At 51.4% G+C, this 26,631-nt stretch carries 36 protein-coding genes; 33 read left to right on the top strand and 3 right to left on the bottom strand.

Translation table 11 applies throughout. The features are described from left to right. Positions 1-10: 10 nt before the first annotated feature. The gene (locus BLS62_RS16535) at positions 11-286 is read right to left on the bottom strand and encodes a hypothetical protein (RefSeq protein ID WP_093182863.1); all 276 of its coding nucleotides are present in this window, start codon (positions 284-286) and stop codon (positions 11-13) included. Between the two features lie 172 nt (positions 287-458). Here BLS62_RS16535 and BLS62_RS16530 point away from each other — a divergent pair, with 172 nt between their 5' ends. Beyond that, positions 459-872: a hypothetical protein gene (locus BLS62_RS16530; RefSeq protein ID WP_093182860.1), complete on the top strand. Its 414-nt coding sequence runs from the start codon at positions 459-461 to the stop codon at positions 870-872. 291 nt (positions 873-1,163) lie between these two features. Here the strand turns inward: BLS62_RS16530 and BLS62_RS16525 are convergent, their stop codons facing one another. Then, the gene (locus tag BLS62_RS16525; RefSeq protein WP_159436549.1) at positions 1,164-1,463 is read right to left on the bottom strand and encodes a hypothetical protein; all 300 of its coding nucleotides are present in this window, start codon (positions 1,461-1,463) and stop codon (positions 1,164-1,166) included. A 108-nt stretch (positions 1,464-1,571) separates the two neighbouring features. Between BLS62_RS16525 and BLS62_RS16520 the strand changes: the two genes are divergently transcribed. Together BLS62_RS16520 and BLS62_RS16515 are read left to right on the top strand one after the other, a co-directional pair. Beyond that, complete coding sequence (locus tag BLS62_RS16520; protein ID WP_093182854.1) at positions 1,572-1,829, top strand: hypothetical protein; 258 nt, start codon at positions 1,572-1,574, stop codon at positions 1,827-1,829. Positions 1,830-2,034: 205 nt separating this feature from the next. After that, on the top strand, positions 2,035-2,523 hold the full coding sequence (locus tag BLS62_RS16515) for a hypothetical protein (RefSeq protein WP_143521578.1): 489 nt from the start codon (positions 2,035-2,037) through the stop codon (positions 2,521-2,523). Positions 2,524-2,621: 98 nt separating this feature from the next. On the opposite strand, the gene BLS62_RS16510 is transcribed toward BLS62_RS16515, so the two are convergent. After that, entirely contained in the window at positions 2,622-3,086 is a 465-nt protein-coding gene (locus tag BLS62_RS16510; protein ID WP_093182849.1) for a hypothetical protein, read from the bottom strand. 153 nt (positions 3,087-3,239) lie between these two features. Between BLS62_RS16510 and BLS62_RS16505 the strand changes: the two genes are divergently transcribed. From BLS62_RS16505 to BLS62_RS16360, 30 genes are all read left to right on the top strand, one after another. Then, positions 3,240-3,992 (top strand): class I SAM-dependent methyltransferase, encoded by a 753-nt coding sequence (locus BLS62_RS16505; RefSeq protein ID WP_093182847.1) that lies wholly within the window; start codon positions 3,240-3,242, stop codon positions 3,990-3,992. Then, positions 3,985-4,293, top strand: a complete 309-nt coding sequence (locus BLS62_RS16500; RefSeq protein ID WP_093182844.1) for a helix-turn-helix domain-containing protein — start codon at positions 3,985-3,987, stop codon at positions 4,291-4,293. Before BLS62_RS16505 ends, BLS62_RS16500 begins: the two co-directional genes overlap by 8 nt. Next, positions 4,290-5,579 carry a helix-turn-helix domain-containing protein gene (locus BLS62_RS16495; RefSeq protein ID WP_093182841.1) on the top strand — a complete coding sequence of 430 codons (1,290 nt, stop codon included), beginning with the start codon at positions 4,290-4,292 and terminating at the stop codon, positions 5,577-5,579. The genes BLS62_RS16500 and BLS62_RS16495 overlap by 4 nt, the downstream gene beginning before the upstream one ends. Next, on the top strand, positions 5,576-6,178 hold the full coding sequence (locus tag BLS62_RS16490; protein WP_093182839.1) for a transcription termination/antitermination NusG family protein: 603 nt from the start codon (positions 5,576-5,578) through the stop codon (positions 6,176-6,178). The genes BLS62_RS16495 and BLS62_RS16490 overlap by 4 nt, the downstream gene beginning before the upstream one ends. A 221-nt stretch (positions 6,179-6,399) precedes the next feature. Next, positions 6,400-6,714: an HNH endonuclease gene (locus BLS62_RS16485; RefSeq protein WP_093182837.1), complete on the top strand. Its 315-nt coding sequence runs from the start codon at positions 6,400-6,402 to the stop codon at positions 6,712-6,714. 80 nt (positions 6,715-6,794) lie between these two features. Continuing rightward, positions 6,795-7,271, top strand: coding sequence for a helix-turn-helix domain-containing protein (locus BLS62_RS16480; protein ID WP_093182834.1), 477 nt, complete (start codon positions 6,795-6,797; stop codon positions 7,269-7,271). Between the two features lie 13 nt (positions 7,272-7,284). Next, on the top strand, positions 7,285-8,985 hold the full coding sequence (locus BLS62_RS16475) for a terminase large subunit (protein WP_093182832.1): 1,701 nt from the start codon (positions 7,285-7,287) through the stop codon (positions 8,983-8,985). Further along, entirely contained in the window at positions 8,982-10,208 is a 1,227-nt protein-coding gene (locus tag BLS62_RS16470) for a phage portal protein (protein ID WP_093182830.1), read from the top strand. The genes BLS62_RS16475 and BLS62_RS16470 overlap by 4 nt, the downstream gene beginning before the upstream one ends. Continuing rightward, positions 10,205-11,053 carry a head maturation protease, ClpP-related gene (locus BLS62_RS16465; RefSeq protein WP_093182827.1) on the top strand — a complete coding sequence of 283 codons (849 nt, stop codon included), beginning with the start codon at positions 10,205-10,207 and terminating at the stop codon, positions 11,051-11,053. Before BLS62_RS16470 ends, BLS62_RS16465 begins: the two co-directional genes overlap by 4 nt. 13 nt (positions 11,054-11,066) lie before the next feature. Further along, a complete protein-coding gene (locus BLS62_RS16460) occupies positions 11,067-12,380 on the top strand; it encodes a phage major capsid protein (protein WP_093182825.1) in 1,314 nt (437 codons plus the stop codon). Between the two features lie 65 nt (positions 12,381-12,445). Then, positions 12,446-12,694, top strand: coding sequence for a hypothetical protein (locus BLS62_RS16455; protein WP_093182823.1), 249 nt, complete (start codon positions 12,446-12,448; stop codon positions 12,692-12,694). Positions 12,695-12,757: 63 nt separating this feature from the next. Continuing rightward, entirely contained in the window at positions 12,758-13,357 is a 600-nt protein-coding gene (locus BLS62_RS16450) for a head-tail connector protein (RefSeq protein ID WP_093182821.1), read from the top strand. A gap of 25 nt (positions 13,358-13,382) precedes the next feature. Continuing rightward, on the top strand, positions 13,383-13,715 hold the full coding sequence (locus BLS62_RS16445; protein ID WP_093182817.1) for a phage head closure protein: 333 nt from the start codon (positions 13,383-13,385) through the stop codon (positions 13,713-13,715). Then, entirely contained in the window at positions 13,715-14,119 is a 405-nt protein-coding gene (locus BLS62_RS16440) for an HK97-gp10 family putative phage morphogenesis protein (protein ID WP_093182813.1), read from the top strand. The genes BLS62_RS16445 and BLS62_RS16440 overlap by 1 nt, the downstream gene beginning before the upstream one ends. Continuing rightward, positions 14,116-14,517, top strand: coding sequence for a DUF3168 domain-containing protein (locus BLS62_RS16435; protein ID WP_093182811.1), 402 nt, complete (start codon positions 14,116-14,118; stop codon positions 14,515-14,517). Before BLS62_RS16440 ends, BLS62_RS16435 begins: the two co-directional genes overlap by 4 nt. Before the next feature lie 2 nt (positions 14,518-14,519). Continuing rightward, the gene (locus BLS62_RS16430) at positions 14,520-14,942 is read left to right on the top strand and encodes a phage tail tube protein (RefSeq protein ID WP_093182808.1); all 423 of its coding nucleotides are present in this window, start codon (positions 14,520-14,522) and stop codon (positions 14,940-14,942) included. A gap of 3 nt (positions 14,943-14,945) precedes the next feature. Next, entirely contained in the window at positions 14,946-15,275 is a 330-nt protein-coding gene (locus BLS62_RS16425; protein ID WP_093182804.1) for a hypothetical protein, read from the top strand. Between the two features lie 32 nt (positions 15,276-15,307). Beyond that, a complete protein-coding gene (locus BLS62_RS30815) occupies positions 15,308-15,481 on the top strand; it encodes a phage tail assembly chaperone (protein WP_143521577.1) in 174 nt (57 codons plus the stop codon). Next, positions 15,471-17,600: a phage tail tape measure protein gene (locus BLS62_RS16420; RefSeq protein WP_143521576.1), complete on the top strand. Its 2,130-nt coding sequence runs from the start codon at positions 15,471-15,473 to the stop codon at positions 17,598-17,600. The genes BLS62_RS30815 and BLS62_RS16420 overlap by 11 nt, the downstream gene beginning before the upstream one ends. Further along, entirely contained in the window at positions 17,597-18,310 is a 714-nt protein-coding gene (locus tag BLS62_RS16415) for a hypothetical protein (RefSeq protein WP_093182794.1), read from the top strand. The genes BLS62_RS16420 and BLS62_RS16415 overlap by 4 nt, the downstream gene beginning before the upstream one ends. Then, the gene (locus tag BLS62_RS16410) at positions 18,307-18,894 is read left to right on the top strand and encodes a hypothetical protein (protein WP_093182791.1); all 588 of its coding nucleotides are present in this window, start codon (positions 18,307-18,309) and stop codon (positions 18,892-18,894) included. The genes BLS62_RS16415 and BLS62_RS16410 overlap by 4 nt, the downstream gene beginning before the upstream one ends. Further along, entirely contained in the window at positions 18,879-19,283 is a 405-nt protein-coding gene (locus BLS62_RS16405) for a DUF6950 family protein (protein ID WP_093182788.1), read from the top strand. Before BLS62_RS16410 ends, BLS62_RS16405 begins: the two co-directional genes overlap by 16 nt. Beyond that, positions 19,283-21,091 (top strand): hypothetical protein, encoded by a 1,809-nt coding sequence (locus BLS62_RS16400; RefSeq protein WP_093182786.1) that lies wholly within the window; start codon positions 19,283-19,285, stop codon positions 21,089-21,091. The genes BLS62_RS16405 and BLS62_RS16400 overlap by 1 nt, the downstream gene beginning before the upstream one ends. Positions 21,092-21,116: 25 nt before the next feature. Next, positions 21,117-22,484: a hypothetical protein gene (locus tag BLS62_RS16395; RefSeq protein WP_093182784.1), complete on the top strand. Its 1,368-nt coding sequence runs from the start codon at positions 21,117-21,119 to the stop codon at positions 22,482-22,484. 126 nt (positions 22,485-22,610) lie between these two features. Further along, a complete protein-coding gene (locus tag BLS62_RS16390; protein ID WP_208990904.1) occupies positions 22,611-23,393 on the top strand; it encodes a glycoside hydrolase family 108 protein in 783 nt (260 codons plus the stop codon). 1 nt (position 23,394) lies between these two features. Beyond that, positions 23,395-23,679, top strand: coding sequence for a hypothetical protein (locus BLS62_RS16385; protein WP_093182780.1), 285 nt, complete (start codon positions 23,395-23,397; stop codon positions 23,677-23,679). A 108-nt stretch (positions 23,680-23,787) separates the two neighbouring features. Beyond that, complete coding sequence (locus tag BLS62_RS16380) at positions 23,788-24,060, top strand: hypothetical protein (protein WP_093182778.1); 273 nt, start codon at positions 23,788-23,790, stop codon at positions 24,058-24,060. 161 nt (positions 24,061-24,221) lie between these two features. After that, complete coding sequence (locus BLS62_RS16375; protein WP_093182776.1) at positions 24,222-24,419, top strand: hypothetical protein; 198 nt, start codon at positions 24,222-24,224, stop codon at positions 24,417-24,419. Between the two features lie 301 nt (positions 24,420-24,720). After that, positions 24,721-25,521 carry a DNA adenine methylase gene (locus BLS62_RS16370; RefSeq protein WP_093182774.1) on the top strand — a complete coding sequence of 267 codons (801 nt, stop codon included), beginning with the start codon at positions 24,721-24,723 and terminating at the stop codon, positions 25,519-25,521. Between the two features lie 222 nt (positions 25,522-25,743). Further along, the gene (locus BLS62_RS16360; protein WP_093182770.1) at positions 25,744-26,625 is read left to right on the top strand and encodes an SEL1-like repeat protein; all 882 of its coding nucleotides are present in this window, start codon (positions 25,744-25,746) and stop codon (positions 26,623-26,625) included. The last annotated feature ends 6 nt before the right edge of the window (positions 26,626-26,631 follow it).

Below are 26,631 nucleotides of genomic sequence, written 5' to 3'. Positions count from 1 at the left end.
TGATGAGAGGTCAGGCGCGATCCATTTGCTGCAGCAGCTTTGTGAGGCCTGCTTGGGCCTCATCGAAGGTCTTGCGCAGTGCATAGATGCGGTTTGCAATCGGTGCGGATTTGTCGGGTGAGAGCTTGATCATTTCGCGCAAGTCATCGCGGGCAAAGCAGATATCTGAATGTGCTTCGGCGCTGATAATCAGTGCTTCTTCACCAATCACCGTTGTAGATTTTAGAACGCGAAGAGGGCAAAGCTTATGAGGTGTGGGAAATGAGATGATATGGGCGCTAGGCATCGAGAAAACTCCAATTGGAACATACCTTTTACAATATGGAGTATTATCCATATGTCAATTTTAATCTGGAGTATCATCCATATTTTAAAATATGACATATGGATATTAAGGGGGGGTGGGAAGTACTGTTGTGAGCGATATTTATATGCAGCCTGCGAACTTGATATGCTAAATGGGCGCGATGGAATGTTGTTGCCGGGAGCGTCGGGCGAAGGTTTCGCTTGTTGCTGATGCTCTACTTGAAGGTATGCTTGAGGTTCGAAAACTAAGCGGCGCAAGCAATTATGGTGAGGTGGTTGTTCTGCTTGCGGTGGCTGCTGAATTACGCTCTTATAATCTGCCTACGGTTGCTTCTGTGAGTGGGCTTACTTCCATATCCACTTCTACTGTGCAGCGAAGTCTAGATAAATTTGTGGCGGCAGGTTTGCTCGAAAGGGGATTGACGCCTCGCGGGTATGTCTATGAGCTCACGGAGCTGGTGCTGGGAGGAGGGGGTGATGCAAGCGCTGATTGTGACTTAGATGCATGTGTCAACCAGCTTGTGGAAAAAATGGGGATGGCAATAACAAAAATGGCAAAACTTTAAGTGCGTTTCTTCATTTTGGGGAGGTTTTACCTTTATTTTTTCTGCTGTATTGTCGGTTTTCTCAGGGTTATCAGCACAGTGTGGTTGTCTTGGTGTTCAAATTGGGAAGGTGGTCAATTTGATTTGGAATTCAAGTCATGTGAATTTACGCAAGGGCAAATTTATGGGGTGTCGCTATGTGTAGGTGTGATGATCTGGAATTCGCAAGGCTGCTGCAAGGGCTGACGAGAGGTGAAAAGCAGGCTTTTTTGGAGGTGATTAAGTTGATTTCTAGAAAAGGTATTGAGCGCCCTAAGTCTTCGAAAAGCCTTTGAGTATTTTCAGGGCATATTTTTTTTCTTCTTCGTTAAGCTTAGAAAATTCATCAATCAGCTGCGTTGTTAGCTCGTCGCTTGTGGGGCCGTAATAGAGCGAAACAATACTGACGCCCAAGTGCTCCGCTAAGTCCGAAAACGCCTCAATTGAAGGGGTGTTTAGCTTTAGAAGTTTAGTGACGTAATCTTCGCTCTTGCCGATGGATAGCGAAACTCGGCGCGCGTTTGTGCCGCGCTCCTTCATGGTATTGTTAAGGTTTTCTCGCCAATTCTGCATGAGTGGAAATTAATCCATTAGCTTATAAGTGTCTACGGGATTATAATGCGTTGACAAAGGTGGAGTATACTCCTTATCGTAATCTCGCAATCTGACTTGCGAGGTACCATGGCGAACGAAGAACACACAAAACTCGAGACTGAAATGTCTATTCCAAGCCCCTCGCAGGTTCTGGAATATTTTGAGGAAGCGTGCTTCGAACTCGGGCTTTCCCGCACCGCGTTGGGGCAGGAGTCTGTTGGGTATTCCAAGCTTCATAAGAACCTCTCAGATGGTTGCGATATTCGCCTTTCTACACTCCGGGGACTGGTTAACTTCGTCAATGCACGTAAAACGCCGGCAAAATGCGTGATGCAAGGCCATTAGCGATTGGTGCTCACTGCGGATTCTAAGAGTGCCAACTGATTGGCGGTATTCGGTCTGCTGCTCTGAGTTCTTTTTATGTCTCTAAACCACCGCAAACACAATTAACGTGCAGCCTCGCCCTGCAGATGGAAAATCTGATCATGGCTATGATCTTATCGTTTGCTGGTTGAAGGGTCTTTGGGCTGCAAGAGGGGATTGGGTCCACATGAGTAATTCCAGAACCGACTACGGACGTAAGGTCTGGGTTTGTCGCCAAACTAGAGAGCTCATCAAAGGCTTTGGTGGGCAGGAATGTACCGCTGCTTATTTGGATCTGGGCCTGACAACCGTCAAAAAATGGCCGGATGTGAATGAGGCAGGCAACATCACTTTGATGAGCTTGGTAAAGCTTGAGGAGGAGTTGGTCTCTATAGGCAGCGACCCAGTGTTCACATTGGAACATCTGCGTGCCCTTGGCTACATCGCCACCAAACTGGATGCACCAACCAGCAAGGTCCCAGCAGCATGTGCCTTAGATATGGTGAGGGCGGCATGCGATGCGATAAAAGCCGCTACAGAAGCCGCCGCCGATTGGGAAATTACCCCAGCCGAACACAACCGCATAGTCGGCATGTTCGAAGTCGCTCAACGCGAATACGCCAAGTACCTCTCAGCCTATAAAGCGTCCATCTCGGACGGGGCAGGTGAGGGCTAGGGGATGTCAAGTGAACACCTATCCGTTGCACAGCTCTTCCTTCTGGCATCTCGCTGGCGACTGCTAGCTATGCCGAGCGCTGGTGCCTCCGGTACAGATTATTCCGCCACCTTTATGGTCATGCTGATGTCCGGTTTCCCGTATTTTGAGTCGGCGAGCTTGGGCAGGTGTTTTAGATATTCTAATAAACTAGAACCGATGTTAACTCTAAGTGAAAGCAGGGTGACATGGGCTATGAAGGACATGTCGCAAACTTCTTTTATGCAGCGGTATGTCTCTTCTTCATCTTTGGTTTTGATGAGAAAATTTGGGAGATTTTTTCTATTATTTATAGATATCATAAAGTTCGCCACCTCGTTGTCGCTGAGGCGAACTAGTTGGTTGAATGCTGTAACCGCATCGTTTGCTTTCTTAGTGACGACCTCAATCGCATCGATCTCCTCACTAAGACTAACTATCTTAGGAATGAGATGTTTTGTGCTCTCATCTGCTTCTGCAAATAAGTCTATAAGCTCTTTAGCTTTTTGTGCAGTTGGTCTTTCCTCGGTTTCCATTTCACTCATGCTGGCTGTTCCTTTCCTCGGGTTGCCAGTGTGCGCAGAGAGCTTTGCTATGTTGGCGCATCCGGCAAGGCTCTCTGCATCTTTTTGCGTTGCCGATTGCAACACGCAATCAGCTAAACGTCGATCAGCGGAATTGGTTGGGAGGGATGTTGCATGACCTCTCCTAAAAACGCTCGCTCAGTCATGGCCTCCCGCACCGAACCAAGTGGCACGGGCGATTACTTCCCCACTCCGCCATGGGCAACACGGGTTCTTTGTGAACTGATACTGGGATTGAAAAGTGTCGGTGAGGACGGTTGGGAACCGCTTAGTGCGTGGGAACCTGCCTGCGGCGGCGGGCACATGGCTCTTCCGCTTAGAGACTATTTCGACCATGTTTGGGCCTCTGATCTCTTCAACCGTGGTTTTGGGGATGCTCATGGGGAGGCATGGGACTTCCTGACAGTTCTCCCTGAATGGCAATACCCACTTGGGGCCTTTGATTGGATCATCACCAACCCGCCTTTTGGTTTATTGGCTCAGCAGTTTGTTGAACGTGCTCTAGCCCATAAACCCAAACGCGGTGTTGCCGTGTTGGTGCCTCTGCGGTGGTTGGAAACCATTGACCGTGTTGCAACGCTATTTATGGAACAACCACCTGATACTGTGACCGTTTTTGCTGAAAGAGTAGCCATCCACAAAGGGCACTATGACCCAAAGGGTGGAACGGCGACGGCTTATTGCTGGATTATCTGGCGTACCGATCAGGCGTCAAGTCACACGAAGCTTGTCTGGGTTCCTCCCAACTCCAAAAAACGGTTTTCCAAACTAAGTGACCTAAAGTTGGCCAGCGCTCCTCAAGTTCTTGCGGAGCAACCTGGCCCCTTGTTTTCTCTCCCTAAAACACTGGAGGTTTGTAATGCGTGATTTCCAAACTCTCACAGAGTGGCGGCGTGAGTTTTCGCGTTGTCATCTGCCCTCCAGCACTAATCTGGTGTTGCACGCGCTCAGCCTGTTTGCAGAGGACGTTGGCGAGGTTTGCTCGCCTTCGGTTCGGGATCTAGCGCGCCATACCAATCTGAGCGTGCCGATAGTGATCAAGCACCTTAGACATGCAGAGCGAGGTGGCTGGCTGGGGGTTCGCAAGTATGGCCCCTTAGGAGAGAAACTGAAGCGGAACGAATACATGCCCAAGTTTCCCGAGATGGAAGTGGAGGGCTGGGGATGAGCCACGAAGCGACCAATTGGGCAATCAAACAAAAGGGGCTTCCTCCAGCGGTGAAAATTGTACTCTGGCACCTCTGTGACCGCTTCAATCCAGACTTTGGATGCTTCCCCAAACAGAAGACGTTGGCACTCGATTGTGAGATCTCACGCGCTAGTTTGAACCGCCATTTGAATGAGCTTGAAGAGCGCGATTTGTTGCAGCGAGAGAAGCGATGGGATGAGGAGTCGAGGCAGCAAACATCGACACGGTACTCCCTCGCATTTGAGGAGGGGTTTGTGCCTATGTCGAAGGCGCTTTCAGTGGAGAAAGAGGCGGCAAAAACCCCCGAAAAACCCGTGTCTCAAATTGAGCCAACCCCTGAAAAACCCGTGTCTCAAAAACAGCCAATCCCGTGTCTCAAAAATGGCCAATCCCGTGTCTCAAATTGCGACACAAACCTTGTAAGGGAACCAGTAAGAGAACCAGTAAATGAGAGAGCGTGCGCGAGTGGAAATTTGGAAAAGAAAAATTCCACTCCAATCGGAAAGCTTTCTGGGGAGGCGTGGCAAAAGCGTTTCAAGAAGGCTCTTCATGGTTGGCCCACGGTTGTTGGTGATAGTTGGCCAGAGGTTGAGAAGGCGTGGTTTGCTTTGAATGAGGCTGAACGCGAACAAGCGAGTAGTTTGATTAGCGCTTATGTGAACCATTGCAAGGGGCTTGGAAGAACCAAGATTTGTGCGTTCTCAAAATATCTGAAGGAAAAGCGGTGGGAGCAGCTACCGGAAACAGCCAAATGTAACGGCGGCTCTGTTGAGGTTGCGAAGGCTTACGGCAAGGTTTGGGGCGTTTACCGGTTCGCTGATCTGCTGAAGCCTCCCAATTCGATGCCAAAACCACCCGCGACTATCGAGGGAATTCTCAATGGTGGTGGTGAACAAGCTGAGGCTGAAAAGCTCCGGCGGCTGGCAATATATGGGTGGCCTCGGGTGGTGGATATGCACAACCATGCCTTCCGCCGAGGTGGTGGACTGACCGTAAAAGGGAAGCTGGTTCCGCTTGCTAGTGAATTTTTGCAAATCAGGGTTGGTAACGATATCTGGCAAGCTTGGAAGCAGCTCCACGGCGAGCGTGGCTGGCCATGGTTTGCTCCTGATCGGGATCTACCGGATTGGGTGTACATGCCCAAGCTGCTTGCTGAGGAATTCCCATCAATGCTTGAAGCTGTAAGGGCGGCGCTGGCGAGCTTCGAGGATGCATATGCTCGGTTTACGGGTGAGAGAGCTACGGCTCAGGAGGCGGCTGAATGAAGATGACTGCGCCCAATGCGGGGAATAAGGCTCTTGAGCAAGTCTACATGCTGCTACGAGCCTTGATGACGAAGTCATCACTTGAATGGATTGTGGTGCGAACCAATCCTAACTGTGAGGATCGAGCACAGGCAGGTATCACTGCCACGGGTGCTATTGCCTACCTGCCGAAGATACCTGTACTACGAAAAGTGAGCAGATCGAGCAAAGTTATTGATGCCAGTGGACCAATGTTTCCCCGTTATCTGTTTGTTGGTTTAGACTGTGATGCATGGGTGAGCTGCGATCAGGTGCGGTCCTGCGACGGTGTGGATAAGATTTTAGCAAGCTCCCACGAGCAGGCACCCCACCGTGTACCTCTCACTGAAATGCTTCGTATTCTGGAAACAGCCTGTGAGGCATATGTTGGAAAAAAGGTCGTGAACGGTCAGGTCTTTAGCGTGGGTAGTGATATCCTGCTTGTGGCTGGAGTTGGAGCAACACTCAAGGGTGTGGTGAGTGAACTCAGAGCGGGAGGGCAAACGCTGAAAGTGGAGCTGAAAGCATTTGGTCGTATCACAAAGGTAATTGTGCCAGTTGACAAAGTGGAACTTAGTTAACCATTATCCGCGGTAGGACGACCATCGTGAATCTCCGGGGCCTGGGCAAGCAAAGACGCCACTCCAAACAGAGCGACCTGGACACGAGGCCCAGTCAACATAAGACGCTTAAAAGCGGAGTTGGCGCGAAGGCTTTTAGTGCGAAATTTCGAAATCACTCACAGGTCAAGGGTCGCTCATGCAGCGTGCCTCTTTCGTATTGCCCGCAAGGAATAATCCTCATGGCACTGAAGATGGTGTCCTCCCGTCTTGGCCGGGCTCAGCCTACGCTCCAAAGCCCCACCAAGACTGTTGATCCGTTTTACCTGACAAAGGCATGGCGTGCGCTGGCCCGCGATATGAAGCAACTTCGTGGCTACCGGTGTGAGGCGTGCGGGGCAGACTTCTCCAGGCGGCAAGACAAGTTGATCGCTGATCACATGGTTGAACGCCGTGATGGCGGGTCTGATCTGGATCCGGCGAACATCCAGTGCCTGTGCATTGGATGTCACAACCGGAAAACGGCCAAGGCGCGCCGTAACCGCAGCTACCCCTGATCTGTAAGAGGGTGGGGGTGGGTTAAAAGTCCGGAAGGCTCAAGACTTTAACCGGATGCATATTTACGGAGAGATTTTTTTTGGGAAACCTTGATTTTGACCTGCTTGGCGATCCAATACCTGAGGGTTTTGGTAAACGTGGGCGTCCACCTCACAGGGCAACTGACGAAAAACGTAGATTAATCATACAGTTACTTGCGTTCGGCAAAACAGAAGATGAAGTTTCTTCAGCTTTAGGCATCACAAAGACCACGCTGCGCAAGTATTATTTACGCGAGCTAAAAGCCAAGGATGAGGCACGGGTTCGGGTCGAAGCCAAGTGTCTGGACAAATTGATGGAGCAGGTCGAGGCTGGCAAAGTTGCAGCCATCAAGGAATATTTTGTCAGGCTTGAGCGAGCAGATCAACTGACACAGGCGGCCACAATAGCGCACCGCGGCCAAAGTGTAGCAGCGGCCTCGCTCCCAAGTGCAGGCAAAAAAGCTAACCGCAAGCAGCAGGCCGGGGATTACGCCGGCAAGTTTGCCCCGCCGTCTTCTCCTGACTTACTCAACTAAGGATAGGTTCATTTTGAAACCGGGTTATTGGACAACTGCTTGCCCCGATTGGGAGCGGCGCATTGTTGCAGGTGAATCTCTGGTTCCGTTTGCCCCGCTATATCCCTCCGAGGCAGAAGCTGCGCTTGGTGTTTTTAAATCGCTGCACATTGTTGATGTACCTGGCATGCCGACATTTGGTGAGTGCTGTGATCAGTGGGTGTTCGATTTTGTGGGCGCTATTTTCGGGGCCTATGATGCCTCCACGGGACAGCGGCTGATCAGTGAGTTTTTACTACTGATCGCCAAGAAAAATGCCAAGTCCACCATTGCCGCCGGGATCATGGTGACAGCGCTCATTCGCAACTGGCGGCATTCGAATGAACTTCTGTTGCTTGCGCCTACCATGGAGGTGGCCAACAACTGCTTTAATCCAGCTGCGGCCATGATCAACTATGATGAGGAACTGAAGACCATCCTCAAGGTGCATGAGCACAAGCGGACCATTCAACACGAGACCACCGGGGCTCAGCTCAAGGTCGTGGCCGCTGACAGCGATTCAATCTCGGGGAAAAAGGCAGGTTTTGTCCTGGTCGATGAGCTGTGGTTGTTTGGCAAAAAGCCCAAGGCTTCGGCCATGTTGCAAGAAGCAATTGGCGGGCTGGTCTCAAGGCCGGAAGGGTTTGTGGTGTACTTGACCACGCATTCCGATGAGCCGCCCTCCGGGGTCTGGAAGACCAAACTGAACTATTACCGCGACGTGCGCGACGGCAAGATTGACGATCCAGAGCGGTTAGGGGTGCTTTATGAGTTCCCCAAAAAGATGATCAAAGAGCGCGACTATTTAAAGTCCGAGAATTTCTACATCACCAATCCCAATCTGGGCAAATCTGTGCGCAAGAATTGGCTGATTTCCAAGCTGCGCGAAGCCATGGATGGATCGGGCGAAGATGATCAGCAGAGTTTTCTAGCCAAGCACCTGAATGTGCCGATCGGAATGAACCTACGCCGGGACCGTTGGGCCGGTGTTGATCACTGGGAAGGCGCGGGTCTTCATGAAATCTCGGATCTGGACGTGTTGCTTGAGCGCTGTGAGGTGGTTGTTGCCGGCATTGATGGCGGCGGGCTTGATGACCTTCTGGGGTTTTGCCTGATTGGCCGTGAGAGGGGAACCAACCGCTGGCTGCTTTGGGCATGTGCGTGCTGTCATGCAATCGCTTTAGAACGGCGCAAGCAGATATCAGAGGTCCTTCGCGACTTTCAAAAGGATGGTGATCTGTTCATCTGCGAAGAAGGCCAGGGCGATATCGACATCGTTTCCGATATCATCGAGCAGGTGCATCAGGCGGGATTGTTCCCGAGTGAAAATGCCATTGGCCTTGATCCGGTTGGTGTTGCCGCGATCCTTGATGAGTTGAGATTGCGCGGGCTAAGTGATGCTCAGATGGTGGGTGTTCCGCAAGGCTATAAGCTTTCCGGCGTGACCAAGGGCATGGCACGCAAGCTTGCCGATCACTCGCTGGTTCATGGCGGGTCCCGGATGATGGCGTGGTGTGTTTCCAATGCCAAAACCGAGCGACGCGGCAATGCCGATTATGTCACCAAGCAGGTGTCCGGCATCATGAAGATTGATCCTCTTTGTGCCGCGTTTAATGCGTTTGATTTGATGAGCCGCCATCCTGTTTCCTGCGGAAACATTGATGACTTCCTCAACAATCCGGTGATGGCAATATGATCAGATTTCTTAAGGCGGCGGTTCGCGGCATCAAGAACGAACTGCGCGCTGGCGAGAGTGGCTGGATGTCTTTGAATGGCTCCGAGCCATGGGCATCGGGCGGCAAGTCCACGCCGTCAGGCAAGAGGGTGAATGCAGCGTCTTCACTGGAGGTTTCTGCGGTCTGGGACTGCGTGAAGAAAACGGCTCAGGTGATTTCAACACTGCCTCTTAATCTGTTTGAAAAGGGCAAAGACAACAGCCGCACGCGGGTGGAAAATGAACTGACGCAGATCCTGACGACCAGCCCGAACAGGGAGCAAACGGCGGTTGAGTTCTGGGAGGCTATGACAGCGCAGATGGTGCTGAAGGGCAATGGGTATGCCGAACGGCTTTACATCGGCAACCGGCTGGTGGGTCTTCGTCCTTTGCTCAATGTGCATCCGGTGCGCACAAATGAGGGGAGCTTGCGCTACCGGGTTTATGACCGGGGCAAGTCAAGCGAGTTACCCGACAACAAGGTGTTTCATCTGCGCGGATTTGGTGGGGGTGATGGACTTGGCATGTCAGCCATTAAATATGGCGCCAACTCTATTGGCGCAGCCCTTGCTGCCGATGAGACCGCTGGAAGTGTCTTTTCAAACTCCATGCTGGCAGCTGGTATTTTCTCCTCTGACATAGTGCTTAACCCAGAACAACGCGGCCAGCTTCAAACCCTGATCGACAGATTTACTGGCTCCCGGCGCGCCGGCAAAACCCTCACGCTGGAAGCAGGGTTAAAATTCCAGCAGCTGCAAATAAACCCTGAGGATGCGCAACTTTTAGAGACGCGCCGGTTCAATGTTGAAGATGTGTGCAGGTGGTTCGGCGTTCCTCCCATTGTGATCGGCCATTCAGCTGAAGGCCAGACCATGTGGGGCAGCGGCGTTGAAGCCATTATGTTGTCGTGGCTGACCACTGGCATCAATCCGCTTTTAGTGAAAATCGAGGCGCGTATCCGCAAGGATCTTATTCCGATTGAAAAGCGCGGGCACTGGTATTTTGAGTATATGCGCGAAGCCATGCTGCAAATGGACAGCAAGGCCAAAGGTGACTTCCTTCTCAAGATGCGCATGGGCGGATTTATGTCTGGCGATGAGGGCCGCGACAAGCTCAATCTGCCACGGCGCGGCGGCAACAACGATGAGCTGGTGGTTCAAACCTCAATGGGGCTGGTTGATACGCTTGGAAAGGAAGACAAATGAGCATTCGTAATTTGCCAAACGTACCCCTGTCGAGCCGGCAAGGTCTTCAAAGCAAGATCATGGACGGCGCATTACAGCGCTGGAATGCTGACTTGATGGCGTCAAGCCAATCTGGCGAAGAAAACACCATCTCAATCCTAGATCCAATTGGCGAGAACTGGTTTTTTGAAGGGGTTACAGCAAAGCGGATTACGGCAGAACTTCGATCAATCGGGGATGAGGATGTTGTGGTCAACATCAACTCTCCGGGTGGGGATTTTTTTGAGGGGCTGGCGATCTATAACCTGCTGCGCGAGCACAAGGCCAAGGTAACGGTCAAGGTTTTAGGGCTGGCAGCATCAGCTGCATCCATCATTGCCATGGCTGGTGATGAGGTCCAGATCGGGCGGGCCGCATTCTTCATGATCCATAACACAGGGGTAATGGCTGGAGGTGACCGTCACGTTTTTCGAGAAGTTGCTGATTGGCTGGAACCTTTCGATCAGGCAGCCGTGAGTATCTATCACGCCAGAACCGGGATTGCAGAAACGGACCTGCATTCCCAGCTCGACAAAGAAACATGGATCAATGGGGACAAGGCCATTGAGCAAGGGTTTGCTGACAGCCTTCTGGCATCGGATGAGTTGGCAAGTGCACCTGAACAGCAGATGGGGCAACCGTCTCCCAAAGCAGCTCAAAAGGAGCTTGATATTATTTTGGCTCAAGCAGGACTATCCAAATCAAAACGTCGCTCATTGTGTGCGGCTTTGAAAGGGAGCACGTCCCGCGCTGCTCCATCCGGCATGTCTGGCGCTGCCGTGCACGAGGGAGTGAAAAACCTCCTCGACAAGATTAATTCCATCTAATCGGAGAAGTTTGATGAAGAAGAAGTATTTGATGCCCGCCATTTGCCTGGCGGCCCTTACCCTTGCGCGTCCAGATGCTGTTGTTGGATCCGTACGTAATGATTTAAATACAGAGCAGATGCTGAAAAAGGTCAATCAGAAGCTGGATGACGTTACAAGCAGCATTAAATCCACGGCAGAAGATGCGCTGAAGCAGGCCAAACAGTCTGGCGAGGTCTCTGCGGAATCCAAAGCGACAGCCGATAAACTTCTCACCGAACAGACAGCTTTGAACAAGACAGTTGAAGAGCTGAAAAACTCGCTGGAAGGGATTAAAAGCCAGACACTGGAAATCTCCCAGCAAGTTGCTGAAGGAGGAGGTTCGGGATCAACTCCGGTTATGACACTGGGGCAGGCGTTTGTGGCTCAGGAAGATAAAATCAAGGCTTTTGCCAGCAACGGCGCAAAGGGCAGTCTGCTGATTGATGTTTCCAATGCGATCACAACGGCAGCAGGATCGGCTGGTGGTCTGATCTATCATGAAGAAGAGCGCGATCCGGTTCGCATGCCGCGTCGGCGTTTGCTCATTCGTGATCTGCTTACAGCAGGGCGGACCAGTTCTGATCAGGTGAGTTATCGCAAGCATGTGCTGCGCGATAATAATGCGGCAATGGTGGCTGAAGGTGCGGCCATGCCCGTATCCAGCTACGGCTGGGAGAAGGCAAAGACTGACGTCAAGAAGATTGCCCACCACACCAACATCACAGAGGAAGCTCTGGCAGATGCCGATTACCTGCAAACAGAAATCGACACAGAGTTGCGTTATGGGCTGGATCTGGAAGAAGAAAAGCAAATCCTTGCAGGGGATGGGGCAGGTGAGAACTTTAAGGGTCTGCTGACAGAAGCGACCGATTTTGCAGCACCAGACGGTTTGCCGAATGCCACGCGTATTGATCGCTTGCGTCTTGCTATTCTTCAAATTGCTTTGGCAGATTATATCGCCACGTCGTTCGTTATGAACCCTACAGACTGGGCAGGGATCGACCTTCTGAAAGATGCGCAAAGCCGTTACATCTTCGGCAATCCTGTGGCCCAAACCACGCCGATGCTCTGGGGTAAGGATGTAGTGGAATCCAATACCATGTCTGCAGGAGAGTGGCTGGCAGGCGATCTTGCTATGGCGGCAACCTATTATGATCGTCAGGATGCTGAAGTTCTGATTTCTTCAGAGCATGGCAGCAACTTCATTGAAGACATGCTGACCATGAAAGTCCGCAAGCGGGCAGCTCTTGCCCTCAAACGGGCTGCGGCCATAGTCACCGGCGACTTTGCGTTCGCCCAAGTCTAAAAAACCGAGGTCACACAATTGCACTGCAATCAGATGATTGCAGTGCCTTTTTCAGGAGAATTCAGATGTACATCAAAGTGAGGTCTTCACGGCACACAACTCTTGGAATGTTGCGGTTCGGCTGTGTTTACAAGCTTGATGAAAAAGACACTCAGGTGAAGAAGGTGATCAAACCGCTGATGGAAGGCGATCATGCGCCCTTAACGCGGCTGACCGCAAAGCAGGTCAGAGCAGCCAGGCTTGAGTATCTGGATCTTTCCGGACCTGCTTTGGAGGGAGCTGATCTTGAAAAGGGTGAGGGAGAAGCCGGTTAAGGAGATCAGGATAACCTCATCACAGGATGAGGACTAAACTCCAACCTTGATTGAGTATCCGATATGGACAGCACTTCAATTCCAACATTGAAAACAGCACCTGCCACACTGCCTGTCAGTGTTGCTGATATCAAAGCTCATCTGGCCGTTGACTTCGATGATAATGACGATCTTATTAAATCCTATCTGAGCGCTGCCGTCTCCCGTCTTGACGGGTATCGAGGCGAGCTCAAGCGCTGCCTCATCAACCAGACATGGGAGCAAAGCTTTTGTGGCTGGCCATGCATCGAGCCCTTCAGGCTTTGGTTCCCAGATATCTCCCGTGCGCAGATTTCCTATGAGAGTGAGGATGGTGGTTTAGAGCAGGTGGACCCATCCGTGCTTGAGCTGGCCGGCAGCGTTGAGGGATCCGATCTGTATCTGGCAAAGAGCTTTGCCTTGCCACGCTTGAACGCGGCTAAAAAGCACCCGGTTAAGATCGCGTATGTCACCGGCTTTGGCGAACAGCCGGAAGATGTTCCGGCGGCAATCGGGGCCGCGATTAAAATGATGGTCGGTCATATGTACAACGCTCGCGAGGATGTGGTGATCGGCAGCATCGCGATTTCAGTTCCTCATTCCTCCAAGTTTATGCTTGAACCCTACCGGCGCTTTGTCTGGTAGGTGAAGGTCAAAAAGGGCACTTCACATGCGAGCGGGAAATCTAAGAGACAGGATCACGTTTCAGCGCCAAGTCTGTGTCCCTGATGGGGCCGGAGGAAGCAGTTGCACTTGGGAGGTTCTCTTCAAGACCATAGGTGAGCTGCAAATGTTCAAAGGCAAAGAGGTTGTGTCTGCGGGACGGATTGCGGCATCTGCAACTGGCATTCTTTCCCTCCGATACTCGCGCGCTGCTGCTGGTCTTAACGAGGCTGATATGGCTGTGATTGAGGGTGAGACGTTCAACATCCGTTCAATCCATGACCCGGAACGGCGCAAGCGCCGCCTTGAATTTCTGCTTGAACGAGGGGTGGCTGTGTGATGGCGGACGGTGTGAAAACCTCCTCTAATATTAAAGTGGTTATGGCCCGGCTTCGAAAAATCGCCCCAAACGTTGACCAGCATATTGAGAAGGTTCAGAAAAAATCTTCTACAGAGCTGGCTAGCATGGCCAGTTCCGCAGCTCCCCAAAGAAGCGGGCAATTGTCCCGCTCACTGAAAGCCAGAAAAGCCGGTTCTGATGAAACTTTCGGGGAGAAAGAAACCTTCAAGAGCCAGTCAGGCTGGGTGGTTACAGCTTGGTTTACCTGGCATTGGATTGAGTTCGGAACAAAGAACCATTCCGCTCAACCGTTCTTCTTTCCTGCCTACAGGCTTATCCGCAAACGTCATGTCGGGCGTATGAACAGAGCCTTGAACAAGGCTATCAAGGATGCCCTCAAATGACTGGTTACGCAGTCGATCTACAGCGCAGGCTTTTTAACGCGCTGATAGATGCAGGATCGGCTGCAAAGTCAGTCATCGACCACCCCAGCTCTGACGTTAAGGATGATCAGTACCCGTTCATAGTGATCGGTGAATGGCAGACGATACCCAATGACGTCACAGGTGCTCATGGATCATATGAGTATGTTGATGTTCACATCTGGTCTCGTGCTCACGGTCAGTCTGAGACCAAAGAAATAATCGCAAAAATCTATGGGAACTTACACGATGCCGACTTCGCGGTTGAAGGGCTGAGTTCCTGCTTCTCGTTTATTGAGAGCACACGCGTCATGAGTGACCCTGACGGGAACACGCGGCATGGAGTCATAACGGTGAAATTCCATTGTAGAAAGGCATAGACATGGCAGACGGAAAAGGTCGGTTACTTCTTTTAAAACTCGCCGATGGTGCAGATCCTGAGGGGTTCTCAAATCTGGCTGGAATTAAAACCAGAAACCTGTCCATCAACAACTCCTTAGCGGATGTAACCGTGCCAGATCGTGATGTGCCTGAGGGGATTGTTTATTCCTCCATGGTGTACGGCATTCAATCGGTGTCATTTTCCGGATCAGGTATCAGCGATGATAGTGCAACCAGCAAACAGCTGAACGCTGCTTGTCTGGAGCAAACACAGATCAACGCTAAAGTTGTTGTTCCCGGCATCGGGGAATATGCGGGTGTGATCCTCATCGAAAGCATGGAGTTCTCAGGCGAAACCGAAGGTGGTGCGGAATTCAGTATCTCGGTCAAGTTCACGGGCAAGATCACCTTTACTGCGGAGTAGCCCATGCGAAAGCTAAACAAAGCCCGTGGTGAAGTCGCGCTTGAGATTAACGGCCATCACCTCATCATTTGTGCCCAAATAGATTGTCTGGAGCAGGTTGAGCAAGCGCGCGCGGATCGCACTTTTGGGCAAATGATGAACGACATGAACATGTTGTCAATCTCAACATTGAAAGAATGTCTATTCGCACTCACGATTGAGGGCGACGGGGAAGGTGCATGGGCCTCTCAAGTGGGGGCTTTGAGCCTTGTAAAAATCCAGCAGGCAATCACTGCAGCCTTATTCCCGGACCTACCAGGGGGAAAGGACGAAGCCGAAGTGGAGAGCCCTTAGAGTTCTTTCCATTTCGGCAATGGCTTCAATGGTTGCCACTACTGGGGTGGCGGCCCTGTGACTTCTGGAAGGCCAGTCTCATAGAGTTCTATGAAGCCATAGAAGGCTGGCATGCGATTAATCGCAAACCTGAAAGTGGCGACGCTATCACCTCCTCAGATCGCGATGAGCTGAAACAATTGATGGACCTGCATCGTGCCAAATGAAACCCAGAAAGTAATCACCCTATTTGATGCCCGAACATCGGACATGGAAAAGAAGCTCGCCCGTTTGGAGAAGCAAACCAAAGGCAGCTTTTCTCGTAACGAAAAGTCCGTTCGTGGTTTTAATAGACAGATGGGAAATACCAGCCGACAGGCTGGAAGGCTCGTTAAATCGATTGGCTCCTTGTCCTTTATCGGGGCTGCTGCCGGGGCGTTGTCTCTGGCTGGTGCTTTGACCCTTGCCAGGCAAGGCCTTGAAGATTTTGACAAGGTTGCAAAGACAGCAAGACAAAACGGATTGAATGGGGAGTTTTATCAAACGCTGGCCTTTATGGCAGGAGAGGCGTCCATTGAAACCTCTACTCTTGATAGTGCTTTGCGCAAGTTCACGATAGGAGTTGGGGAAGCAAAGTATGAGACTGGCGAGCTGTATTCGGCTTTGGAAAAGGCCGATATAGGTTTGCTGAAAGCGATCCAGAATGCGTCCAGTGGTGAGGAGCGTTTGAGGCTTTACGCTGATGCGGTATCGCGCGCTAAGAGCGCAGAGGAAAAAGCCGTTTTGGTCAAGGCTGCATTTGGTCAGCGGGGAACGGACCTGGTCCGTGTTCTTGAGCTTGGGTCTGGTGCCATGGACAAGGCCGGAAGAAAGGCTGAAGCTCTTGGTAACATCATTGAGAATAAGGTTCTTGATCAGGCAGAGCAAATGCAGAACCGTTTGGGGAATGCCTCAGATGCTCTGGACAAGCAACTTAAAGCTGCCTTGATTGATGTGGGTCCATATCTGGTTAACTTCAGTGAGAACATGGCTGCGGTCGTTAAAAAAGCCCGTGAACTCAAAGAAGTATTCAAGGACGGGTTTGCAAAGGAGGGCTTGAATGGGCTGTTTGATCAGCTCGTTGAGCCTGATCTTGATCTGCTAACGGGTAAGGATGGGGCTTTTAACCCTGTGGGGTTCTCAACTGGTTACCTTGAGAAGGCTCTGGCTAAAATTGAGGCCACGCGAGAGGATTTGAATAAACGCCTGGCTGTTACACAAGAGCGATTAAATTCAGGATCGCTGACACAAGTATTCCTGAAGACTGACAGCATGAACGAACAGGCGCTGTTGGAGCAAATCAGCGCTTTGGAAACCAAGTTCCAGCTTGTTCAGGAAATCTTGAATAAACGCACTCGCGACAACAGCAGTAATCAGGCCTTAACACCTGACACGCCCGCTGCTGCAGCCGTCGTAAAGCCGCAGGTGGATGCGTTTCGCGGTAAAGCTGCAAAAGCGGCGATCAAAGAAGCAGAAGCGATTGAACGGATTGTTTCCGCGTTGACCTTTGAAAGTGAGCTGATCGGTAAGACCAACTTGCAGCAGCGGATAATGAATGAACTCAGAGCTGCTGGCTCTAGCGCTACTGACAAACAAAAACAGGAAATCGGGGAGCTTGTCAAAAAGCTCGATAGCCAATCAAAATCACAGGAACAACTCAACCAACTCTCTGCCTTTGGCAACCAGATGATGGCTGATCAGTTTTCCTCCATTACGGCAGCAATTGACACTGGCAGTGATGCGCTTGACCGGTTTATTCAGTCGATGGCAGATGCCGTTTTGCAGGCAGCCTTCCTAGGGCAGGGACCGCTTTCTGGTTTGTTTGGTGCGAGCGGAGTACTTAGCGGGCTTGGTTCGCTCATGGGGTTTGATGGCGGCGGTTATACCGGGCCGGGCGGCAAGTATGAACCCAAAGGAATTGTTCACGGGAACGAATATGTATTTTCCAGTGAGGCGACCAGAAGGCTTGGTCCGCGCAACTTAGAAGCCCTGCACAAGCGCGCCACGGGATATAGTGCAGGCGGCTTTGTTGGCGGGCAAACACCGTCCTTGTCAGGTCCGTCCTTGCCATCCCTCCCGCCAGTTCCCTCAGGTTCCAACCAGAGCAGCCCAGATAAAGTTGAGATCTCGCTGATGTTTAATTCTGAGCTTGATGCGCACGTTGATAAGCGTTCAGCGAGCGTTACTTTGAAACTTTTAAAAGTGTTCGGGCCTCAGATAGTAAAGGAAACCTTAAAGCAAGCTCGCCAGCAAACGATTGGCGATGTTAATTCCTTCACTCAAAACAGGGGTGGGGACCACCGATGAGTTCACTCATACACTGGCCGCACAATTTGTTCCAAACACAAGACATTCCCGCCTTCCACTCAAGACCATTTACGCGCAGGGGCGGGAGAACGCTTTCCGGGTTTGAACTCACCACGCAAACCGATCTGGGGTTCTGGCAGGCGAGCCTTTCAAACATTTTAGTAATGAGCCGGGACCTGCTCCATCAGGAAGCATGGAATGCGATCCGGGTTGCGTTGCAAGGACGCTCCGGGCTTGTGATTGTGCCAGCCTATCATGTCGGATCGCGGCTGCAAAAGCTTGCCAAAGCACAGCGTTCCTTTGTCGCCCATAGCGATGGCTCAACGTTTTCTGACGGCGCTTCCTATCGCAATGAGCCGGCCTTGTTGCAAATGGAAGAACAAGCTCAGATTGGCTCAACGGTTGTTAAACTGCGCGGCTTGCAGGAGGGTTTGAGCCTGTCTGGAATCCGGTTTAGTTATTTCCATGCGCTTTATGAAAGCGGGCCTGTCATTGAGAAAAACGGTGATGTGATCCAACTTCCAATCTTCCCGGCGGTGCGGGCTAAAATTCCGGCAGGTGCGCTGCTCAATGTGAGTGAGCCAACCTGCCTTATGCACCTTGCCAGCGACAACCAGATGGACATGGAGTTTGGTTTATCGCCGGTGACAAACAAGTCGCTGAGCTTTGTGGAGGCGATTGATTACTGGGATGAGGAGGCCGCCTCATGAGCACTCGAAAAGTTATGGTGCTTGTTAAAATGGACTTTCCGGGTACGACTGCGCGGTTCTGGTTTGGCTCGGGTGCCCATATGGACCGCGACAATCATCTTTGGCGTGCCGGCGGCCAGTTGCCGGAAGATGCGTTTACCAACATCCAGTATGCCTTTTCTGGTGAAGCCTCTGTTCTGGAAATGAGCCTTTCCGGCATACCGCAGGACATCGCCGATCTGGCTTATGAGGAAACGCAGGAGAGCGACATCATTGGCTCGCGTGTCCAGGTCCTGCTGCAAAGTTGTAATGAACATTTTGAAGCCCTTGCCTCAGGTCCCGTTGTGAAGTTCACTGGCGAGATCATTGATATTAAATTCTCCCGCAAGGCAATTGATGATCAAGAGCAGCCGTACATAAAACATACGGTTACGCTCAGTGTGGCCAACGCATTCCATGCCCGCAAATCGCGCCGGAACTCGGTCCTCTCTGACGCAGATCAGCGGGCCTATTCGCTTAAAACCAATCCTGATCTGCCGCAGGATCTTTGTTGCGAGCGTCTTGTTTTAATGGCGAGCAAGTCCATCACATGGCCGCGTCTTTGATCCATCTGCAGCGCTGGTTGCTGGATCGTCGCCAGCTGCCTTTTGCGTTCGGAACATCGGACTGCTGCCTTGTGCTGGCTGATTGGGCGTGTGCCAACGGGTATAGCGACGGGGCGGCCAGCTTACGTGGCACCTATTCCTTAAGAGATGAAATGGAAGACCTTCTCAAGTCATCCGGCGGGGCGCTTGGCCTGGTTGATGGCTGTGCGCGCCGGGCCGGACTGAAGCAGAGTTCAAAGCGCACGCCTGGCTGCGTTGGTGTGGTTGGAAGTGGTCATGATGTGCTGCGCCAATGGGGCGCGATCTGGGACGGTCAGCACTGGCAAATTCACTGGGGCATAGGCTTTGAAGCCCTTCATGCGCCGGTCCTGAAGATGTGGAGGGTGTGATGCCAGAAACGATTGCACTTGGTATTGCTTTTTTATTGTCAAATGGAGCTGCTATTTTGGGGGCGTCAGTAGCAACGCAGGCTATTTTAGCAGGCGCGGCGGTCTCCGCCATTGCTGTGGGGGCTATTGGCGTGGGCCTGTCCGCTGGGATTAGTCTGGCTGGGAATGCTCTTTTGGGAAGCCAGCTGACAAAAGACAATGCGGCTCCAATCCCCAGTGTAGCCGATGGCAAAGTCAACCAGAAGCAAGGTGTTCCATCACGTTCTTATGTGTATGGCACAGTGCGCAAGGCTGGCGACATTATGTTTTTGGAAGAGCGCGACGGCACGGCCTATATGCTCATTGCCCATGCCTCCCATAAAATTGATAGTTTTGAAAAGCACTATTTAAGTGATGCAGCCGTTGAGGTTGATGACAATGGGAATGTCACCAAATCCTTGAGTGAAGATGAGGATGCGCACAAATATTACCGGCTTAATGGAAAGTCCAAAGTTCGGATTTTAGAGCGTGTCGGGGCGTTGGTTGGCCTGCCTTATGAGCAGCTGGTGGATAAGTTCAGCCAGATTTGGAGTGAGGATCATCGCGGCGACAGCATCGCCAGTGTTCTGTTCATTTGCAAAAGCGTCCGCGCTCAGGACCATACAACGGTCTACCCCTACGGGTTCCCCTCAATCTCCTCACAGGTTCGCGGAAAACATGTTTTTGACCCCAGAGATGAAAGCTACAAATACTCCGAAAACCTGTGCCTTATCCGCCTGGATTTACTACTGGCTCCCTATGGCGGCGCGTTGTCCCTTGATCAGATCAACCTGACCAGCTGGGCGCAAGGGGCTGATGTGTGTGACCGGCAGATTGAGAACTTCAGCGGTGACTTTGAGCCTGCCTATCATGGCGGTCTGCATGGCCGGGAGAATAATGATCCAACCCACATCGGCAGAATACTGGATGAAGCGGGGGAGATGGTTCTTTACACTGATGCCGATGGAAAAATAGCCGTTCACGCAGGAACGTGGGCCGAGCCGGATATTCATCTCAAAACCAAAAGCATCCAGAGCATGGACTTCCTCGCCAATCGCAGTCCGGCCTCCAACATTGAGACTGTGCGCGGTCTTTGGACCAATCCAGAACTGGATTACAGCGAAGATACCGCTGTGATTTATGGAGAGCCTTATGTTGAAGATTCAGATCCAAGATCCATCACCGTAGATAACAGCGCCGTGCAGCGCCACAATCATATGCGGCGGATGCAAAAGATTGCCTACATTCGCGCCAAAGCCCCACGGGTGAGAGTGGTCTGCGATTACTTTGCCAGCGAGCAATTACCGTTTCGCCGCTTTGTTAAAATCACCGATCCGCCGCATTTGGTGGAGGCATATCTGGAACTGATCGGAACGCCGACCTTTAATCTGGAGACCTTTACTCACCACTTTGAGGGCATCGTGGTTCCCAGAAGTCTTTACGATTTTGAACCTGAGGAGGAAGGCGAAAAGGGTGCGCCTCCTGTGAAAATTGGCTCGCAAGCAATTCCCGGTGTGGATGAGTTCGCTATTGAAATGCAGCAGCAGGGCGGCAGCATTGTTGCAATTGCCTCCTTCACACGGCTTTCAGATGCACTCTTTTATGAGCTTGAATACATCAAGACCAGCGGTGGAACAGCTAAATATGCGCAGGCCAATTCTGACGCCTCCAACATTAAAACAGAAGCTTTGACGCAGAATATTGAATACCGCTTCCGCATGAGAGCCCGCTCGATCTTGGGACAGAACAGTGACTGGTCTGATCCTGAGGTCGCAACAGCGACTGTTTAACCTTCCCCAAATCAGGAGTAGATCCATGAACTTCCTTACCAAGGAAATGGTCTGGCGTGACAATGAAACATACGGCCTGAACAGCACACCTGCGCACAATCCCGTTAAAGCTGAGATCATCGCCTATCTTGGACAATTGGAAATTGGCAAGGCGCTTGGTGCTGTTCTGGTGAAGACCAGGGCTGAGCTTTATACGATCACTAATCGGGAGAATTACACTCCCGCCATTGTTGGGGCAGATCCCGATCAAGCGTTGAGCGGATACTACCAGTGGAAGGATGGTGCCTGGCACTATGTGCGGGACCTTGCCGATAGCATCACGCGGCTGATTGATGTTGGAGGAACAGCCAATGCGATCACCGCTGGGTTGCGCTTGGGTGTGAGCGTGTCTGCGTTGGAGTTTGTTGTCTTTGTTCCAGTTGCAAATAACACTGGTGCAGTAACTATAACGGTTGGCGGTGTGACTTTGCCAGTTCGCAATGGACTTGGCGCGGAACTGGATCCTGATGATTTACAAACTGGCTTCCCGGCAATGCTTGCAGTGATTGAAGGGCAGGAAGGATATGTTCTTCTCAATGAAGCAAATGTAGCGGCGGTTGTGCTGACGGCAAAGGCTGCGGCGATTGATGCAAAGAACGAGGCGCAAGCAGCTAAGGCGGCGGCGGAGGCTGCGCTGGACAATCTGGAAGAGGCTGTGCTTGAGGCTTCCGAGCTGGCTTTTGAACGCTTCAACAAGCTCTATCTGGGGCCGTTTGATGAAGATCCGGTGAGCGACAACAAGGGCGATGATCTGATTGATGGCGCGCTGTATTTCAATGTACCGGACAAGAAGCTGAAGATGTTCACATCTGATGGCTGGAAGCTTGCCACGCCTGACACAAATGACTTCCTTTCTAAGGCGAACAACCTCAGTGATCTGCCGAGCAAGTCTGCGGCGCGCGCTAATCTGGGGCTTGAAAGACTCGCCCAAAGGCGTTCAGTTGGTCCTGATGAAATCTACTCCAATGCCGTCACAGAGCCAAAGCTGGCAGCACGGTCCGTCACAGATGCAAAGCTGAATTCAGCAAAGTTGAATACGCTGGCTGTGAACCCAAGGATCATTGCGGCTGCTAACGTTGATGCAAGCGGCACAGTACTTTGGGGGAGCAACTTGACCTGTAAAGGGGCGGGAACTGGCACTTATCAATATACCTTCATCCAGCCTCTTCCTTCCAGCAAAGCGGGTAAATTTGTGGTGCTGACAACTGCGGGAGCAGGTGGGCGCATTCCAGTGACATATTCAAAAACAAAAGATGGCTTCAAAACCGGGTTCTCCAAATGGTTGCGGCCCTCCCATCCTTATTTTGAAAAGGCAAATACAGCACACGATGTTGTTGTGATTGGTGTCTGGTAGAAGGGGAGCGATGCTGCTTGCTCGGGCTTCTCAAAGCTTAACTCTCTCCTACAGAAAACTTGATGCATCAGATCGTTGTCACACCTCCCGCCTCTTCAGGTGGGTTTTTTAATGGGAGTATCCTTGATGAAACATACCTTCGAACTTGTCCTGTCTGAACTGCTCAGCATTGAAGGCGGTTTTTCTAATCGCAGCCGTAAAGCTGATCCGGGAGGGCCAACCAACTACGGTATCACGCAGGGGACTTTGAGCGCGTGGCGCGGTCAGCCTGTGAGTGTTCAAGAAGTCAAGCAGATGAATGAATCCGAGGCCATTGAGATCTATCGTGCTCAATACTGGGATGCTGTAAAGGGCGATAAGCTCCCTCTTGGTCTTGATTACGCGATGTTTGATTTTACCGTGAACTCTGGTCCTAGCCGTGCGGTGAAGACGCTGCAAACCATTCTAGGTGTTGGAGTTGATGGGGTCTTAGGGTTTGAGACGCTTGCTGCTATTCACACTCGGTCGGATATCTTGTTGATTGGGGCACTGAGCGAAGAGCGTTTGAAGTTCATGAAGAAATTGCGGAACTGGTCGTACAATAAAAACGGTTGGTCCAAGCGTGTGAAGACCGTAAAACAGCGATCCCTTGAACTTGCGCTACATAAATCCCCTGAACTAAAGCCGCCAACTATGACTGCAAAGGATGCAGTCATAGAAGATGTTGGAGCCAAAGCGCGTGGGGAAGACACCAGTGCGTTGAGTGCGTTCCTTACCCCTGAGGGGATTACAAAAGCCAGCATCGCGGCTTCTGGTTTTTCCGGCATCCTGGCCGGCTCTGGACCTTTGCAATGGGGCTTTGCTTTTGCGCTGATAGCTGCCGTTTGCATCGGTGGGTATCTGATGATCCAGAAAGCGCGAGTGGCATAGCGTGACAGCTGCTCTGTCATTCCTGATAGGAACCAGAGCAGGGCGGGCGATTGCGGCCGCTCTGCTCCTCATAGCGCTTGCTGTAATTGTCTACCATCAGATACGCCAAGGCGCATTTGATGACGCCGAGCAGGCAACTCTCAAACAGACAGTGAAAGTGGAACAGGAAAGGAAGCGGGATGATGGCCATCTACAGGATCTTGACGATTACAATCTGTGTCGTGAGTACCTTGGGGATCGCAGCGTGCCAGACGGTGAGTGCGAGCAACTGCGCGGGCTTCACTGAAAACAATCTAAGCCCGCCTGGGTTTGTGGTGCTGACCAGAGTTGACCGCGCTGGGGCGGAACGGGTGGCCGGCAATGATCGCAATGGAAAACGGCGAGGCTGCTGGCGATGAGCTTACAGGAGCAGTTGGCGTCCCGCTGGCAACTGGACAAGCGTGTTCCAGTCGTTCTGGTCCTGACCCTACTGGTGCAGGTTGTCGGCTTTGTCTGGTGGGCTGCAAGCATCAACGAGCGCGTTATCAGCCTTGAGCGCACAGTGATCTCAAACCGAGCCATGACCGAGCGTGTGACCCGTGCGGAAACACGCATTGATGGGATCTATCTCCAGCTGGAGAAGATCGACAGAAAGCTGGATCGCCTCACTGAGGCTTACAAACAATAGGCATCTATGAAGCAAGGAGGAGATGAAAACAGATGACCAAATTTGATGTTGAGGTTTGGGCCAACCGTGGTCTTGGATTTGTCGCTGCCGCAGTTATAGTAGTAATAGTTGCGCTCATTTTTTGAGCAGTCATAAAACCCCAAACTAACAGGAGATGAATAATGGCTATCATCCTATGGGGTATACTTGGATTATTTGCCGCACTCTATGTTCTAATCGGACTGACGATTGCGGATTATATATTTGATAATTGTCGCATCGACGGGAAATCTATAACCGTGTCATTCGCATTTGCAGGAATGGCTATGGTCGGATGGCCCGTGCTGATCGTTTATCTGTCGAAGAAAGGGTTCTGGTGAACTGCGTATTCCGTAACTTGGAATGCGTGCTGGACACCCGAATGCCCCAGAAGCAACTGCGCCTTTACGAGCGCAGTCATCCCGGCACAGATTAAACTGCCCCACAACAGACAAAGCGATCTTGCTTCCTGCTTAATAGGTGGTGGGAAGATCGACGTGTGCTATCACGTCCATCCACGGTCATTGGAAAACCAGTCCGTGAGAGCTCGTTAAGAGGCTGATAGGCTCGTTCCCACCATTGCCATACATTGTAAATTGTACGGCTGGGAAATACTGCCATAGCTTGAGAGTAAACTTCAAGATGAATTTATTTGGAGAAGTCGCTCCGGTCAAATCTGAACCGGTGGCACCCTATCTTGGCGGCAAAAGTCAGCTTGCGTCCCGTATCATCGGTCAGATCAATCAAGTCCCGCACCTGAGCTTTGTTGATGTGTTCTGCGGCATGGGTGGGGTGTTCTTCCGCCGCACATCAATCCCCAAATGTGAGGTGATTAACGACATCAACAGTGAACTTGTCACCTTCTTTCGGGTACTGCGTTCGCACAAGCCAGAGTTCTTACGTAGCCTGGAGTACATGTTTTCATCACGTCAAGAGTTTGAGGCGCTTCGCGATGCCAGCCTTGATCACCTGACCGACATTCAAAGAGCTGTGCGGTTCTATTATCTGCAAAGGTTGGCGTTTGGAGGTAAGTCCGTATGTCAGGCATTTGGGGTCGCTTTGGAGCGTCCCTCAAGATTCAATGCAAACCGGGCGCTGAGTAATATTGAGCTGGTATCTGGCAGACTGTCCGCTGTGACGATTGAAAACCTTGACTGGCGTGCCTGCCTTGAACGCTATGACGCTACCCAGACCTTGTTCTATTTAGATCCGCCGTACTGGGGCGGGGAAAAAGATTATGGCAAAGGCATCTTTGAACGCTCACACTTTGAGGAGATGGCTGATCTTTTATCAAAGATCAAAGGTCGCTTTATCCTCTCGATGAATGACAGGGAGGAGGTTCGAAAGACGTTTGATGGCTTCCGGCAAGACGACGTTAGCTTGAACTATTCCATCGCCAAGGAGGCAGGTAAGCATGTGTTAGAACTCATCATTTCAAAATGATATACGCGGGGCTTGTGCCCCGCATTTCGTTACGCTCTGCCATTTGTTTCGCAGCCTCTTCGGTTTCGGCATATCCGCTGGCGATAGCCGTCTTTTTGTTGGCGATCCAGAGCCCCGGCTCAACGCCAGTCCGAGAGTGTCTAATTTTTGAATTATAGATTTTTGTCATTGTTATTGTTTCGGGTGGTATTGTTTGGGTGTTGCTGTTTCGGAGTAGAAAACATGCAGTTACGCTTTCTTAAAGTAGTTCTAGGGGCTTTGGTCACTTTAGTGCCATTCATACTTCTCTCTCTCGCGTACGGGTACGATCTCCATGCCATCACCAAGGGTGCTGAGCAGGGCAAGGCCTACGCGCAACATAATCTCGGGGTCCTGTACGAAATCGGAGAAGGCGTGCCGAAGGACTATGATCAAGCTGTAAAATGGTACCGTCTTGCAGCTGAGCAAGGCCATTCCAAGGCGCAATATAATCTCGGGATCATGTACGGCACCGGTAAAGGCGTGCCGCAGGATGATGTTAAAGCTGAAAAATGGTTCCGTCTTGCCGCTGAGCAGGGCTATACCGACGCGCAAATTATTCTCGGATTCATGTACGGCACCGGTAAAGGCGTGCCGCAGGATGATGTTCAAGCTGAAAAATGGTTCCGTCTTGCCGCTGAGGAGGCTAAGGCCACCGCCCAAAATAAACTCGGGAATATGTACTACTTCGGAAATGGCGTTACGCAGGACGATGTTAAAGCTGTAGAATGGTACCGTCTTGCCGCTGAACAGGGCTATGCCTACGCCCAATATAATCTCGGGGTTCTGTGCGAAACCGGAATAGGCGAGCCGCAGAACGATGCTCAGGCAGTAAAATGGTACCGTCTTGCAGCTGAGCAGGGCCATTCCAAGGCGCAATATAATCTCGGGGTCATGTACGCAGAAGGACGAGGCGAGTCGCAGGACCACAAAAGCGCATACATTTGGTTTTTTATCGCAGAAGTAAATGGAATTGTGGGCGCAAAACAGAATAGAGATAGGGCTGCAAAGCGCCTTACGCAGCAAGAACTATCGCAAGCCCAAAGGGAGATTGCGGTACACTTTGAGCAGTTGAGGGGCATGTGAGTGTCT

This window comes from Pseudovibrio sp. Tun.PSC04-5.I4 (assembly GCF_900104145.1).
Classification (GTDB): Bacteria; Pseudomonadota; Alphaproteobacteria; order Rhizobiales; family Stappiaceae; genus Pseudovibrio.
The sequence above is the reverse complement of the archived record's forward strand: the minus strand, read 5'-3'. Positions and strand labels throughout refer to the sequence as shown.